Origin of the sequence: Epilithonimonas sp. JDS (assembly GCF_021261315.1) — a bacterium.
GTDB lineage: Bacteria > Bacteroidota > Bacteroidia > Flavobacteriales > Weeksellaceae > Epilithonimonas.
In genome coordinates this window covers 264,503-279,440 of record NZ_JAJSAX010000004.1, presented here as the reverse complement: position 1 = coordinate 279,440, position 14,938 = coordinate 264,503, and the positions used below count along the sequence as shown (strand labels likewise).

General features: G+C 28.1%; 13 protein-coding genes. All 13 read left to right on the top strand.

Features of this window, described 5'->3' with window-relative positions; translation table 11 throughout:
* Window positions 1-23: 23 nt before the first annotated feature.
* The 13 genes from LUD75_RS13505 to LUD75_RS13445 all read left to right on the top strand — a co-directional run bounded on the left by LUD75_RS13505 (window position 24) and on the right by LUD75_RS13445 (window position 14,801).
* On the top strand, window positions 24-1,181 hold the full coding sequence (locus LUD75_RS13505; protein ID WP_232706261.1) for a site-specific integrase: 1,158 nt from the start codon (window positions 24-26) through the stop codon (window positions 1,179-1,181).
* Between the two features lie 311 nt (window positions 1,182-1,492).
* Window positions 1,493-2,410 (top strand): hypothetical protein, encoded by a 918-nt coding sequence (locus tag LUD75_RS13500; protein WP_232706260.1) that lies wholly within the window; start codon window positions 1,493-1,495, stop codon window positions 2,408-2,410.
* Between the two features lie 2 nt (window positions 2,411-2,412).
* The gene (locus tag LUD75_RS13495; protein ID WP_232706259.1) at window positions 2,413-3,045 is read left to right on the top strand and encodes a hypothetical protein; all 633 of its coding nucleotides are present in this window, start codon (window positions 2,413-2,415) and stop codon (window positions 3,043-3,045) included.
* A 206-nt stretch (window positions 3,046-3,251) separates the two neighbouring features.
* The gene (locus LUD75_RS13490) at window positions 3,252-3,530 is read left to right on the top strand and encodes a helix-turn-helix domain-containing protein (protein WP_232706258.1); all 279 of its coding nucleotides are present in this window, start codon (window positions 3,252-3,254) and stop codon (window positions 3,528-3,530) included.
* Window positions 3,523-4,623, top strand: a complete 1,101-nt coding sequence (locus LUD75_RS13485; RefSeq protein WP_232706257.1) for a hypothetical protein — start codon at window positions 3,523-3,525, stop codon at window positions 4,621-4,623. Before LUD75_RS13490 ends, LUD75_RS13485 begins: the two co-directional genes overlap by 8 nt.
* Window positions 4,624-4,988: 365 nt before the next feature.
* Window positions 4,989-6,017: a hypothetical protein gene (locus LUD75_RS13480; protein WP_232706256.1), complete on the top strand. Its 1,029-nt coding sequence runs from the start codon at window positions 4,989-4,991 to the stop codon at window positions 6,015-6,017.
* A 25-nt stretch (window positions 6,018-6,042) separates the two neighbouring features.
* Window positions 6,043-6,705 carry a hypothetical protein gene (locus LUD75_RS13475; protein ID WP_232706255.1) on the top strand — a complete coding sequence of 221 codons (663 nt, stop codon included), beginning with the start codon at window positions 6,043-6,045 and terminating at the stop codon, window positions 6,703-6,705.
* Window positions 6,706-6,835: 130 nt separating this feature from the next.
* Window positions 6,836-8,704 (top strand): AAA family ATPase, encoded by a 1,869-nt coding sequence (locus LUD75_RS13470; RefSeq protein ID WP_232706253.1) that lies wholly within the window; start codon window positions 6,836-6,838, stop codon window positions 8,702-8,704.
* A gap of 40 nt (window positions 8,705-8,744) precedes the next feature.
* Window positions 8,745-9,098 carry a hypothetical protein gene (locus LUD75_RS13465; protein WP_232706252.1) on the top strand — a complete coding sequence of 118 codons (354 nt, stop codon included), beginning with the start codon at window positions 8,745-8,747 and terminating at the stop codon, window positions 9,096-9,098.
* Between the two features lie 8 nt (window positions 9,099-9,106).
* Window positions 9,107-10,414 (top strand): DUF4062 domain-containing protein, encoded by a 1,308-nt coding sequence (locus LUD75_RS13460; RefSeq protein WP_232706251.1) that lies wholly within the window; start codon window positions 9,107-9,109, stop codon window positions 10,412-10,414.
* 324 nt (window positions 10,415-10,738) lie between these two features.
* Entirely contained in the window at window positions 10,739-13,726 is a 2,988-nt protein-coding gene (locus LUD75_RS13455) for a TrlF family AAA-like ATPase (RefSeq protein ID WP_232706250.1), read from the top strand.
* 63 nt (window positions 13,727-13,789) lie between these two features.
* Entirely contained in the window at window positions 13,790-14,107 is a 318-nt protein-coding gene (locus LUD75_RS13450) for a hypothetical protein (protein ID WP_232706249.1), read from the top strand.
* The gene (locus LUD75_RS13445) at window positions 14,097-14,801 is read left to right on the top strand and encodes a hypothetical protein (RefSeq protein ID WP_232706248.1); all 705 of its coding nucleotides are present in this window, start codon (window positions 14,097-14,099) and stop codon (window positions 14,799-14,801) included. The genes LUD75_RS13450 and LUD75_RS13445 overlap by 11 nt, the downstream gene beginning before the upstream one ends.
* Window positions 14,802-14,938 lie beyond the last annotated feature (137 nt).

Here is a 14,938-nt window from a genome sequence, read left to right as displayed (position 1 = left end):
AATAATTAAAAAATACTGATACTATGTTAAATAATTTTTCTGTTAAACCGATTTTGAGAACTGATAAGATTTTGAAGAATGGAAACTCTCCAATCTATCTTCAACTTATTATTAATTCTGTCAAGAAGACAATTACGTTAAATGAGAATATCAACCCTAAAGACTGGGACAAAAAAAATGGGGTAGCTATAGGAAAAGGTTACAGTTCGCTGAATGCGAAAATAAGTAAGGAAAAATATGATTTGGAAAGATTTTGTAATAAAGCTGATTTATCAGGTGTTCCGCTCTCGTTTACTTTAATTGATAATTTTCTTAAAGGAATTGATAATAACGATTTCTATGCTGTTTTTGATGAGGTCTTGACAATGAAAAAGACAGACTTGTCCGAAGATACTATCTATAAGTATGAAACTTTAAGAAAACGCTTGAAAGGTTTTAAACCTAAATTGTTTGCTTCGGATATAGATTTGAACTTCATAAAAAAGTTTGATAATTATTTGAAGAAATTAAATATAGGAAAAGGCGGAGAATATAATCACCATAAATGTCTGAAATGTATTATTAACGAAGCGGTTGAATATAAATTATTCAATGGTGATAATCCGTATAAAAGCAAAAAATCTGTTAAAGTAAAATCGCCGGATCATAGAGAGGTATTTTTGGATGAAAAAGAGGTTTTAGAAATATTAGAATTTAGAGCTACTAGCTCTACAATGAAAGCAACTAAGTATATGTTTTTGCTATCATGTTGTACTGGATTACGGTATGGAGATTTATTCTCTTTGAAGATTTCTGATATAGATTGGGAAAATAAAATTATTTCTAAAACTATGTTGAAAACGAAACATGTTGTTGATATACCTATCAATAAGCAAATAAGAGCATTGCTTGCAAGGTATATTATTAATAAAAAATCTAACGATAAAATATTTCCAGAAATTTCTAATCAAGTTGGAAATAGAAATCTAAAAAAAATTGCTGAGGGCTGTAAAATTAATAAAGACCTTAACTTTCACGTAGGCAGGCATACGTTTGCATCGCACTTGGTAAATAATAAAAATATATCGCTTCCGTTGATAAGTAAGCTTTTGGGGCATAGGAGAATAGCAAACACTATGATATATACGAACTCGAATGTTAAAAATTTAAGAAGTGTAATGGATGTGAGCCGTTACGGATAATTTTATATTTTTGTAGTATATAAATAAAACTAGAAACAATACGAATAAAACAAGACTAGAATAAAATAAAAATATTGCATTTAGCAAACTGATTTCTGTAATCGAAAAGTCGAAATTTCAAGTACAACAGGAAGGAGTTTAGCAAAATGCTCAAGTTTAGGCTTGGGCGCTGCTTTACTTTGTTGTACAGGGCTTCGACTCCCTCGATTACGAGTAAAGACCAACGTTTCAAGCCTTTTTGTGTTTACGAATTCCGTGAGAGTTATCAAAAATTGGTTTGTAATATTGAATTAAAAATAAAAACAATAATTATGAATGATTTTTCCCTACTCGTCCGGAAGAAATATGATTCTCTGGATTCTGAGCAAAAGCAAATGTTTAATGAAGAATATAACAGAAGAAAAAAACCTTTTGCAGATGATAATAACAGTGAGTTAGCCCTAAGTATTCTACGCGATATTGCGATGATGTTTGGAAATACCATCACAGTTCCAAGTCAAAAAAACTTAAGTACAGTCGAAGTAAAAAATGGAAATATTCCAAAAAACTCTGTAAACAGCACTTATCTGCCCTCAAAAATAAAATCTAACGGAGATTATAATTACATCTGGAAATTGCTTCTAGTTGTTGTTTTCGTAGGTGTATCGGCATATATGAAGCCTACTAAGGGTAAAATGGAAAACGATATTATAAATAAGTTTTTGGAAACTCAACCTCAGTTTGTTAAATTATTTAAAGACTTTTTTATCGGAGAGGAAGTAGGTGAAGAAAAAGCTGAAAATTTTCTCTTCAATGCATTGAAAAGAAGAGGTTACGATATTTCTATTAAAGATTCAGATTTTTTAATTCTAAAAAGAATAGAAATTATTAATACAGAATCTCAGCAAAGTCTTCTTGTTGCCTACGGATTTTTTGGAAAAACTTTTCTTTCGTACAAAGCTGGCGATTTGGAAGTTATTCCGAATAACAATAAAACCAACTTAAATAAAGGCAATGATTTAGGAGCATTACGAAATGACAATAGTTATAAGGAATCCGAAAAAATAAATTCTAATCAAAACTATGAAGATTCTGATATGTATGGGGCATCCCAAAATAAATTTGATGAAAATAATTCAGCACAATTTCAAGAAAAATTGGACAATGAAAATAATCTAATAAGAAAGAGGGGAGAAATCTACCATAGCAAGAAAAAAAATAAACTTACAGAAGATTCCATAAAAATATAACCATGAAAAAAATATTATTAATTATTTTACTGTCAAATTTTTCTATTGCATGCTCACAGACAAAACACTCAGATTACAGTAACGAAGTAAATGACTTAAAAGCTTTTGTTGAGGATACTTATAAAAGTGATTCTACTAAGGTTAAGGCATATGCTAAAAATGAAAATAACGGGAAGATATTCGCTATAAAAACCGACGATTTATATTCAGAATTCGATTTTGAGATTTTTCATGTGTATGAATTTTTAGCAAAAAATGATAAAGTAGTTTTTGCGAGGAAAACGCCTATCAGCGAAAGTGGAGATTGGGCAATGTCTTTTTCTTATTATTTTAATAATGATGGAAGATTAATTGGGGCAGAAAAATCAGTTAGTTCTTTTTATGGTGAACAAAATATGTTGGTCACTTACACAGCAAGGTATGAATTAAGTAATAAAACTGACAAATTGGAAAGAGTAGATGTGTATTACACTGACCATAAGGACAATAAAATTAAAAAAAAATCGAAATTATATAAAGAAGCTGTAGAGGGAAGTATGATAAATGAATTCGTTGATAATATGGATCAGATTACTTTCCGAGATTTGGAAAGCTTTATGAAAACTGAAAAAATTAAATATTATAAAACTGATTGATTTTAAAATTAATATTTCGTTATCATTGGTTTTAAATATTTTTAGTATTTTTTATTAATAAGGCACGAAGGTGTCTTTTTTTGATTTTAATGTGTATTTAAATTTTAAAATTAATATTAAATTAATGTTTCTTTTGTCGGATTTCGCCAGGAACTTTCTTATTGTGTAAAAATGCTTAGTTTTATTAGAAATTAATAATACGATTAATGAGAATTGAGAAGGCAAAAATAAGTAATGACTACTTTGTCAAAAAAATTAGGGCTCTGGAGAAAAGGGTCAAAAAACTGGAAAACATTCTCGAGGAAAAAGTCTTACAAGAAACTTTTACAGTCGATGAAATTTGTGATTCTTATAACATCAGCCGTTCTACATTTGATAGATATCGCAAAGCAGGATTGAAGGTATCTCAGTCCGGAAGGAATGGGAAAATTATGGTCAAAAAATCTGAAGTGGAAAAATATCTAAAAAATACTAAGAATGGTTGATGTAATCAAATTTTATATTCCAGACGTTAAGCTTTCAGATAATGTTTTAAAAAAGTTTGGTAAGTTCTACAAGAGAGGTGAAGACAAAGAACATTGCTTTTACCAAAAAATCACTAAAAATAAAATAGAAGATGATGATTTTGAAGAGCCTAAAGAACAAATCGATTACGATAAACATTTTTCAATAGTATTCAGAAGAGATATCAATGCAGAAATTGGAAAACTTTGGTTTGAACAGAATATTAGGAGGAATTATTTTAGTAGAACTAGAACTAGTGAAAATGATTTTGATATAGCAGTTAGTGATTTAACTTATTATGATTTTGTTGAAGAAATCGAATATTGGGCTAATGAACTTGAGCTTGATAAAAGAATATTTTGGAATGCAAATGTCACAAAGGTTGAACTTGGTGTAACACTTCATTTTAAAAGTCCTATGGTAGGGATTTTCTCCTGTTTTGGAAGTTTAAAACATATAACAAGAAAACATATCTACGATTTTGGGGTTAAATTTATTGGAGACAATTATCAAGTTTCTATCTATGATAAACTGGAGAGAGCTTTTTATACCAAAGAGGTATTCGATAATTTAAATAAACCGAGAAAAGAAAATCTTAAAAGTGCAATAAAAAAAATAAAAGCTTTTATTCGTTACGAAATTAAGATAACTACAACCAGTGGCATTTTACCAGCTGGATTTAAAAAAGTTAGAACATTAAAAGATATTAAGGATAATTGGAATAATTTAGGAGACTCGTTATTAAATAAATTCAATCATTTTACATTTGTTGATGTGATTTCTCCTGCAATTGAAAAAGAAATTATTTATCAACAATTCAAAAAACCAATTGCAATTAACGGGAGAAGACCAGATAAAGTTGCAATTAATGAATACTTAATATTTTTAGGCTTAGAAAAAATTAAATTGGATGGTTTTCGTAGACATTTATTTCCATATTTAAAACAGAAAAATAAAGAAGTCGAAAAATGGTATAACGATTTATATGAAAAATTCATAGTTAAAAAAGCACCTACATATTCAGATGAATTTAAAAAGGTTCTGAAAAAACGATTGAATAGTATCAAAAAATAAAATGACTTTCAAGCCTTAGCTATATAAGGTATATATAATAGTATAAATTATTTAACAATATTTAATAATACATATAAATTGTAATAGCTTTCAACAAGTAAAAAGAAGAATCATTAGAAGAGTAATGCAAAGAAGTAAGACAAGGAGAAACAAGAAGATTGCCGAAACACTTTTCTATTGATAAAATGTGATATTGACTAGTTAGTTTGAATATGAAGCTTCTCTATAACAAGTAGGATTACGCAATAGGATTGGAAATGATTCGAAAATCTCGTTTCAGATAATTAAAGACTATAACTGAAGTGACTTGCATTTGAGTTGATTTTCTCCTTGTCAGAATTCGTTGAAGCAAAAGCTGAAAAAGTATGAAGTGTTTATTGTGTAAAGAAAATGAAGCGGATGAGACAGGTTCTCATATTCTTACCCATTCTTTAATTAGTAATTGTATTAATGAACAAGGAAAAAAGGGTAGAAATAAAGAGATGATGTTTGGTATTTCTCAATCTGGTGAAAGAAAACTATTTGTAGGAAATCAAGTGCTTCCTGATAAAATAGTAGAGATAAAAGGAAGAGAATTATCTGATCAAGAAGTTGAAAATAATGATAACGATTTAGTCGTCGATAATATTTATTGTAAAGATTGCGAGAGATTATTTGGACGAATAGAAAGCGAATTTTCACGTAAAATTCTTGGAAAAATTAGGCGAGATAAAATTTATGATTTCACTAATCCTGATAACATATTGATTCGGCTCTATTTTTATATTCAGGTCTGGAGGGCATCATCTTTTAAATATACAGAATGGAGTTTGCCAAATTGTATAGAGGAGCCTTTAAGAGAAATTATACTTGAAGGTTGTACAAACTATGATATTGGTATAAGTGCAGAGCTTGAAGATAAAATCATTAAAATACCTATAATAATAAATTATTTAGATACTCCAGATGAAAAGAGCAGTTCAAATTTAATTTTTATTCCTAATGAAACCTTGCCATATCTATTATTTTTGTGTGATTTTGTTGTAGAGTTTTTTACTGTACAAGGAGTAATGCCCTCTCTACATTCAATTTCTAACTATAATGGGTTAAATGATAATTTGTCGGAACAATTTATTAATTTGAATGAGAATAGATTCAAGCTTCGATGTATTTCTGATTCTAATCGAGAAAAAATAATTAATTCGTTCTCATTAAATGAAATTGGTTTAATAGATTTAGATCGAATAAAGAAAAGTTTTGTTTTTGAATATTTAAAATCAAAAAAGACATTCCCGACATTGAATCAATTTCTTAGGTTTATGTTTGAATTCAGTAAATGGGATAAGCTTCCTTTGTTAGAACAAATGTCCGAACAGAGAATTTCAAATCTGATAAAAAAAATAATTAAAGAGTAATCTTAAGATAAACCAGTGATAAAAAATGAAATTACATGAAAGCCTTGTAGAATCAATAAAATCTAATGGAATTGTAAAAATCACATTGGATTTTGGGGAAGCTATTATTGATTCAAATTTAGAAGATGGAATACTAAAGGATATTCCGTTTATTGGTAGCATAATAAACTTGAATAAAGGCTTCATGAGTATTCAAGATAGGATTTTTTCAAAAAAAATACTTAGCTTTTTATTTCAGCTAAAAAATATTCCCGAAGATAAAAGGATAAAAGCAATTCAAAGAATTGATGATTCAAAAGATGAAAGAATTAAGGCTGGAGAAAAAATTATCTATCTAATAGACAAGGCTGATGACCATATTAAAGCGGAATTTATTGGGCTTTTATTTTCAGAGTATGTAAGAGAAAATCTAACCTATGAAGAATTTAAAAAATGTAGCGAAATGATTAACAAAACTTTTCTAGACGATTTAATTTGGTTTTTAAAAAGTGATGATACCAGACTTGCTATGGAGGAAGCCTCCAATTTAATTCCATCGGGATTATTTGATATGCCCTTAGCATTAACTATTGAAAATAAAGAAAGTAGATTTGATAATGGAAGTAAATATGAAATCAAGGGATATGATCATGTCGAGATAAATCAATATGCTGAAAAAATGAGATTATTTTTAAAAAATAAATTATAATTTACAACAAGTCAAATATCTCTTTTGTAGACAAGTGGAAATTTGACTTTAAATAGGTTGATTAATATTCTTCAGGAGAGAGAATTTTAATTGATTTTTGACTTATTAATAAACTAATACCAAAATAAAAATGAAGAGTTCCAAGACACTACTATTACAAAATATCGATGATTACTGGCTTGATGAAGATGATAAAATACAACCATTGAAATACCTTCCCTCTATTAATAAAATAAATATCTTAATCGGTACTAATAATAGTGGAAAAAGTAAATTTATGAGGAAATTGATGTCCTTTGATAAATTCTTTTTTTTAAACGATATGCTTTTCAATATTTACAACGAACAAATTAAGAATAGTAATAGATATGCTCAAGTTTCGCAGAGAGGTAAAATGCTAATAAAAAATTTAGATTTAGACACTCAAATCAATCATTTATATGGAAAAAATGGAGACTTTCATAATTTTGATGTAAATAAATTAATAACTGAAAAATCTACACTATTTTATTATATTCCTACGCTTAGAACAGCCCATTCATTATATCAACAAACAAAGGAAATAAAAAATACGTTAGGAGATATTATTGATTATGAATACAATAAAATTGAGGATGACATTCTTGCACATACTTTAATAAAAAATTATCGTTTTGATGAAAAAATAAATGTTTTTACTGGAATTCATTTGTATAAAGACATACTTAATACCCGCAACTCTAAAAGAGAAACGAGAAAACGATTTGAGAGTTTTGAAAAATTTATAAGTAGTAATTTTTTTGATGGAAAAGCAATAGATATTATTGCTGAGTTTGATAAAGATGCTAGTAGAAAGGGAGATAATACAAAAGAAATTATTAGCATTCATATTGAGGGAGAAAATCATTCCCGGGATTTATTTGACTTGGGTGATGGAATTCAAGCTTTGATAATATTGATGTATAAGATATTTATGGCTGAAAATAATTCTTATGTTTTTATTGATGAACCTGAAATTAATCTTCATCCAGGAATGCAACGTCTATTTTTAGAGCAAATAATATCTAATACGGACTTAGCTGAAAAGAATCTGACATATTTTATCTCTACTCATTCTAATCATTTCCTTGATTTAAGTCTTGAGAAAAATGACATCTCTATTTATTCATTTTCTTCTAACTTAGAATCTGACGGAAATAAGAAATTGATTATTAAGAATGTAAACGATGGTGATAATGATGTCCTAAGAAATATAGGTGTCAATAATTCATCTGTATTTATGGCAAATTGTAGTATTTGGGTAGAAGGTATTTCTGATAGAATTTATATTAAAGCTTTCCTTAAATCTTATTGTGACTATTTTCAAAAAAAATTTCCGAGGGAAGACATTGATTTTGCTTTCTTTGAATATGCGGGTACTAATTTAGACCACTATTTGTTTGATGATGTAGAAGAAGAAGAACAAGATGAAATAATAAACAATATAAAGGCTTTAGCTTTGTCTAATAAGATTTTTTTGGTTGCTGATAGTGATAACGCCACGGTAATATCAAAAAAGGGTAGGAGATTCGAAAAAATTGAAAAGATTGAATCTAATAATTTTGTTTCGAAAATAATTAGAACTCATCGAGAAATTGAGAATTTTTTACCAAATAGTGTTTGGGAAGAATTATTAATTGAATTATGTAATAAAAAAATTATTTCTAAAAATAGAAAGGGGGTTGAAGATAAAATTAAACAAGCTTTAGGAAATATAAAAAGTAGTAACTACCATAAAAAGTATATCGGCGAATTTCTAAATGATATTAGAAATAAAATGGGGAAAAGTAGTAACAGTTTTATTTTAAATCAATCGGAATATGAGGTTAAAAAAAATAATAAATATGGATCTTTAAAAAATAAAAGATCCCTAAGCGAAATATTTGCAAGCAAGGAATTTTCTTGGGAAAAATTAAGAGAAAGCAAAGCGATAGAAAAATTAACAATTGATATGTGTGATTTTATTACTAATAAAAAGTAATGTTTTTTTTCCTTCTTTATACATTTGAAAAAAATATAATATGAATGTCGATAATTATAAAAAAGCCTCTGAATATGAGAATTTAATTAAAATTGCCTTCAATTGTTCTAGGGGATCAAGGAATGGAGCTGATCTTTGTTTTATGCAAAACGCTATGACAATGGAGGAAGGAAAAACATACGCAAAGCATTTAGGGAGTTTTGAAAAGCAACTTCAAAAAGTGAAAACTTATAGTTCTAAAGCTTTAATTAAATTATCCAAAACTAAACCTTATTCTAGTCAGAAAGATTTTTTTATGGATTTGGAAAATAAGATAAACGAGGTAGATTCTACTTCTCAATTAATGAATATTGTAACTGAGGCATTGAGAAAAGTAATTGAATTAAGAAAGTAATTTTTATTATGTACCAAAAAAAATATCAAGTCTTTATAAGTTCTACTTACAAAGATTTAGTAAGTGCTCGAGATGAGGCGATAAAAGTTATACTAAATTTATATCAAATTCCAATAGGAATGGAAATGTTCAGCGCAGATAATGATGAGCAATGGAACACTATACAATCAACAATTGAAAATAGTGATTATTACTTGTTAATTTTAGGACATAGATATGGATCTATAACAAATGAAGGGGTGAGCTATACAGAGAAAGAATTTGATTACGCCAAATCACTAGGAGTTCCAATTATCTCTTTTGTGAAAAGCAGAAATGTAGCGACGACTCCAAATCAAAGAGATGCTGATATTACACTACAAAAATCATTAGATAAATTTTTAACAAAGGTTACTAATAATTCTATGTGCGATTTTTGGGATAATGATGCCGAATTAGGACAAAAAATAGCTATTGCTTTAACAAAAATATTCTTTAAAACTCCTCGTATTGGATGGGTCAAATCCAACTTAGCCACATCGCTTGAAGCTACAGAAGAAATAACAAAATTAGTTAAGGAAAATAGAGAATTAAGAGAGTCATTAGAAAGATACAAAGCTATAAGCCATAATGATATACCTGCTTTTGAAGTAAAAATAAATAATAATAATCCAATTACATTAAAACATGATGAGATAAGACATCGCAAATATGAGAGTATTAGATTCGACGATGTTCCAACTCATTTATTAAAATATATTACAAAAGATGATATTGATAATTTTAATAATGATTTAATAACAAACAAAAAGGTAATTAATGAATTTATTGAAAAGGATAATTTTTTCCAGAACTTTAAGAATAATGCGCTTCTGCTAAATATTGAGATTTGTAACATAGGAAATGCCAAAGCTAACGATGTTTATATTGACTTTAAATTTTCTGAAGATATAGCTTTGATAGAAAAAGAAAAGTTAGATAATCTTGATGAACCTGATTTACCAAATGTTGGTATTAATCCAATAGAAAAAGCTTTAAAGGAATATAATTCCACAAAGCTTCATTCTCAAAAATTTTATGGTGGAGTGTCTATTAATTCATTTGTTAAGTCAAAGATATTCCACATTCCTACATTAAATAAATCATATCATATTAACGAAGAAAAAAATATATTAACAATTAAAACGTCAAAAATCACACATACTAGAATTTTCAACCTGTCCGACACAATTTCAATTGCTGCTTTGAAAAAAGGTAAGTATGAAATTGAAATAAATATAATTTGCGATGAAATTACTTCGCCCGTAATCTTTACAAAAGAGATTTTTGTAGAGTAATTGTGTAATCTCACCCATCCTAACCAAACTTACAAGTAGAGTTTTTTTAATAATTTTTTTTGTTTCTTATTGTTAATTTTTTGTTGAAGTGTGAAACTTATTAGTCTCAGGTTGGCAAATTTTCCATTTTTCAATAAAAGAAAGCACTGCGTGAGGTACTTTGATGATTAATGAGTTATATAAGTGGGATAATAAGAAATGGGGGGAGATTTTAGCACTTTTTGAATAGATAATATTTTATTGAAAAGATATTACGGAAATCCGTATTGATGTCTCAGTAATTATTTTTACTTTAACAAAACTAAAACTAAAAAACTTTTAACTATGATAACTACGAGAGGTTCGGAATGGCGAAAATGGGATTTACATGTCCATACTCCTAAAACTTTATGTTCTGACTATGGCGGAGATACTGATGAAATCTGGGAACGATATTTTAATGATTTAGAAAGATTAGCTAGAGACAAAAACATAAAAGTTTTTGGAATCAATGATTATTTATTTATCGATGGATATAAAAAAGTTCTTGAATATAAAAATAACGGTGGTCTTCAAAGCGTTGACTTGATTTTACCTGTTATAGAATTTAGACTAAAAGAATTTGTTGGAAATGCTGAATTAGGAAGACTAAATTATCATATCCTTTTTGCTGATGAAAGTGTTCTGAAAGTTGATTTAATTGAATCACAATTTCTTAGCGGATTAAGAGCGAAAGCTAATCTTGATGCTACAGCTTCTGATTATCAAAGTTGGGGCGGAGTTATAACTAGAGAAAGTTTAATTGATTTAGGCAATCATATAATTGATAATACTCCTGAAGAAAAAAGAGCGTCTATGAGTAGTCCCTTAGACGTAGGTTTTAACAATCTAAATTTTGAATTAGGAAAGATTGAGGACTTGCTAGGAGAAGGAGCTGAGCCAAATACTTTCTTAAAAGGGAAGTATTTTAAGGCAATAGGTAAAGCCGAATGGGAAGCATTTAGATGGGATAGTTCTCCTTTAGAGAAAAAAACTGTTGTTAATAGAGCTCATTTTATTTTTTCTGCTTCTCCGTCGGTTGAACAAGCGAATAAAGGTAAAGAATCTCTTAAAGCACAAGGGGTAAATGATAGATTACTCCATTGTAGTGATTCTCATGGTTTTGCTGTTGATGATAATGCTACGAAGCCGAAGGAATTAGGTCATTGTTTTACTTGGATAAAAGCTGAATCTACATTTGAAGGTTTAAAACAAATAATATATGAACCTATTGAAAGGATAAAAATTCAGATAGATGAACCTGAATCTGAAAAATTAGATAATTTAATGATCGATGAGGTATGCTTTAAATCTTCCGATAATAAATTTACCCGAGAAGTTATTAAATTTAATAAAAACCTAAATGTTATAATTGGTGGGAAATCATCTGGAAAATCTATTTTACTATATAAAATTGCTCGAACTTTAAATGCAGAAGTTCTACCGAATAATGCTAGTGAGGATCTATTGAAAAATAATATCCTAAAATATAAAGATTCTGATGATAATAAATTTAAAGATTTGTATGATCTATCTGAAGGCGATACCAGCTTTAATTTTAAAGTTAAATTATTTTCTGGAAGTGAACAACTTATTATAGATAGACCTAGTCAATCCAGTATATTGCCTAGTGTAAAATATATCCCTCAAAATCACCTGTCCAATTTAGTTGATAAAAGCCGAAAGAATGGAAACACTTTGAAAAAATTGATTAGAGACTTAATATTAGAGGCTCCAGAATATAAAAAAAAGTATAATGATTTTGTTGATAATGCGATTAGTAATGACCAACAAAGAGAACAGGACGTTGATTATTATTTTTCATTGAAAGATAACATTAAGAAAAAAGAGGAGGAACTTTTATCAAGAGGAGATACTAAGGCTTTGGAAGAAGGTATAGCTTCTAATAAACGTAAGCTCGAGCAGCTAAGTGTTGCTTTTACGGAGGACGAATTATTAGAATATAATGGTTTAAATGAAAAGATGAATCAATTGAAGATTGAAAATGGTAAGGTAAATTCTGATTTTGAAAAAATTAAAAAATTTAATGACGATTCCAAAAGATTTTTCACTGAACTTATTAATCGTAAACGCATTCTATTTGATTCACTCGAAATTGAAAGTATTAAAAGTGATTTGTTAGTTAAATATAACTTTATAGATGATGCTTTAGATGCTGTAAATAGCTTGGAAAGAGAAATTAGTAAAGACGAAAATGAAAAATTTATTCAGGAAAATATATTTAAGACTCATTTAGTTAGAATTGAAGAAGAACAGAGCAGTACTGCTGATAAATTAACACCTCTTAATGAAAAACTTGCGAATCAAAAGCAGGTAGAATCTATTCAGAATAGTATTGCAGAAGATCAAAAAAAACTAAGTGAAATTCTACAATTTAAAAAGGAAATTGAAGATAGTAAAACTGCTCTTAATCAGCAAAAAAATAAAATTTTTTTGGAATTTGAAGAAAACTTTAAACTTTATTCACAAATTTTAGAAGAATTACAGCCTAGAATATCTTTATTGGAAGATCAAGACGATAAAGTCGATATTATTGGTTCTGTTAAATATAATTATCCTGAATTTAGAAAATTGGTTGAATCTCTTATTGATAAAAGGGGTTTTAATAATGAAGGTTTTGAGTATTTATACCAATATGAAAGAGCTAATGTTGTTGTAAAAACGGCTCTCTCAGAGGTTGATTTTAATTCCGTAAGAGACGACTTAAAAAGACTTTTTGAAAGAATTGAGAATAATCCTGGAATATTAAAAGGTAATAATTCAGAAAGAGATGCATGTAAAAAAATTTTAACGGATTTATTTTTTGACCATTGGGATGTAAAATCTGATAATGATGATATTCATAAAATGTCGACTGGTAAAGCGAGTTTTGTATTACTAAAGTTAATTATTAAACTTAGTAAGGATAATGGTCCGATATTAATTGACCAACCAGAAGATAATCTTGATAATCGTTCAGTCTCAAGAGAACTAGTTGAATATTTAAAATTAAGAAAGAAAGAGAGACAAATCATCTTGGTAACACATAATCCGAATATTGTAGTAAACGCAGATGCTGAAAATGTTATTGTTGCTAATCAAAATGGTCAAAATGATACTGATAGTGAAAGTCCTTATAAATTTGATTATATAAACGGTGCTTTAGAAGATTCATTCATTATTACGGATTGTAAAGATTTATTGAAGAGTATGGGAATCAGAGAGCACATTACTGAAATAGTAGAAGGAGGCATGGAAGCTTTTAAAATGCGAGAAAAAAAATATGGATTTTAAATTTTCTGTGTTGTCTGATAGTCCGTAATTATTCTCCCAATTGAACATTAAATTAAACTTGTAATGAAATATCCTGTTAAATATTCCTATCTCGGTTTCTACCTAAATTCTATTGTAGATAATGGAGGCTTCGTAGAATTAGAAATAATGAAGTCTAAAATTGATAATAAAATTGTTTTCCAATATTTAAAAGAAAATTTTGGAGATAAGTTAGATATTAGCCTTTACACAAAGGAAGAAATTGAAGAAATTGAATATTATTTTTATAATTTGTATTCTGTTTCTGATGAAAGAAGGAAATTTGGAATTGAAAAAAATGGAATTTGTCTTTTGATAGCGTATTGTTTTAATGCTTTACAGAATAATCCTGATGATAAATAGAAACGATTTTCTTAAAGAGTGGTATTACAAAGAAGAAGAGAGAAGAAATAATATAGATAATTCTTTAAACATTCCGATTGGAATACTTACAGCATTGGTTGCTGGAATTTATTATCTTCTCAGTAAGTATAATTATTTAGAAGGTAATTTAGTACTAAAATGTATTTTTATAATATTTATTTTACTAACAATATCTTTCTGGATAGTAAGTATATATTATGTACTTTTATCGTATAATAAGATGTATAGTGGATTTGATTTTAAGGCTTTTCCTTGCGCCAACTTTATTAAAAACGAATATGACAAATTAAAAATATATTATGATGAAAATAAGGACGACTTTAGTCCTGAAATAACATTGGAAATATTAGTTGAGAATAATGTTGAAGAAATTTTATCGGAGTGTGTAGAAAATAATGTAAATAATAATGATGCAAAGGCTTATTTCTTATACAAATCCAAAATTCATTTGATAAATTGTATTATATCTATTTTTGCAACGATCATTTTTTTTAGTATTAATTATATTCAGCACGAAAAAGAAGATATTTATAAAATTGAAATTATGAGTAGAAATGTACCACCACCTCCACGACCACAACCACCAAAAGTAGTTAAACAAAGCGAACCTCCTAGAGCAAACCCTCCTGCTCCTAGACAGCCTTCTACACCGCCTTCTCCTCCTAGAAGATAAAATAGTTAGTAATAACAATTAATCTATGGCTGAATGGTACTAAAATTCCCTATTTTTCTCCTCGAAGTTTTACTACACTTCTAAAACCCTTTAAATAAAGTAAAATCAGACTAAAAATTCGAGCCCAGGTGGGACCA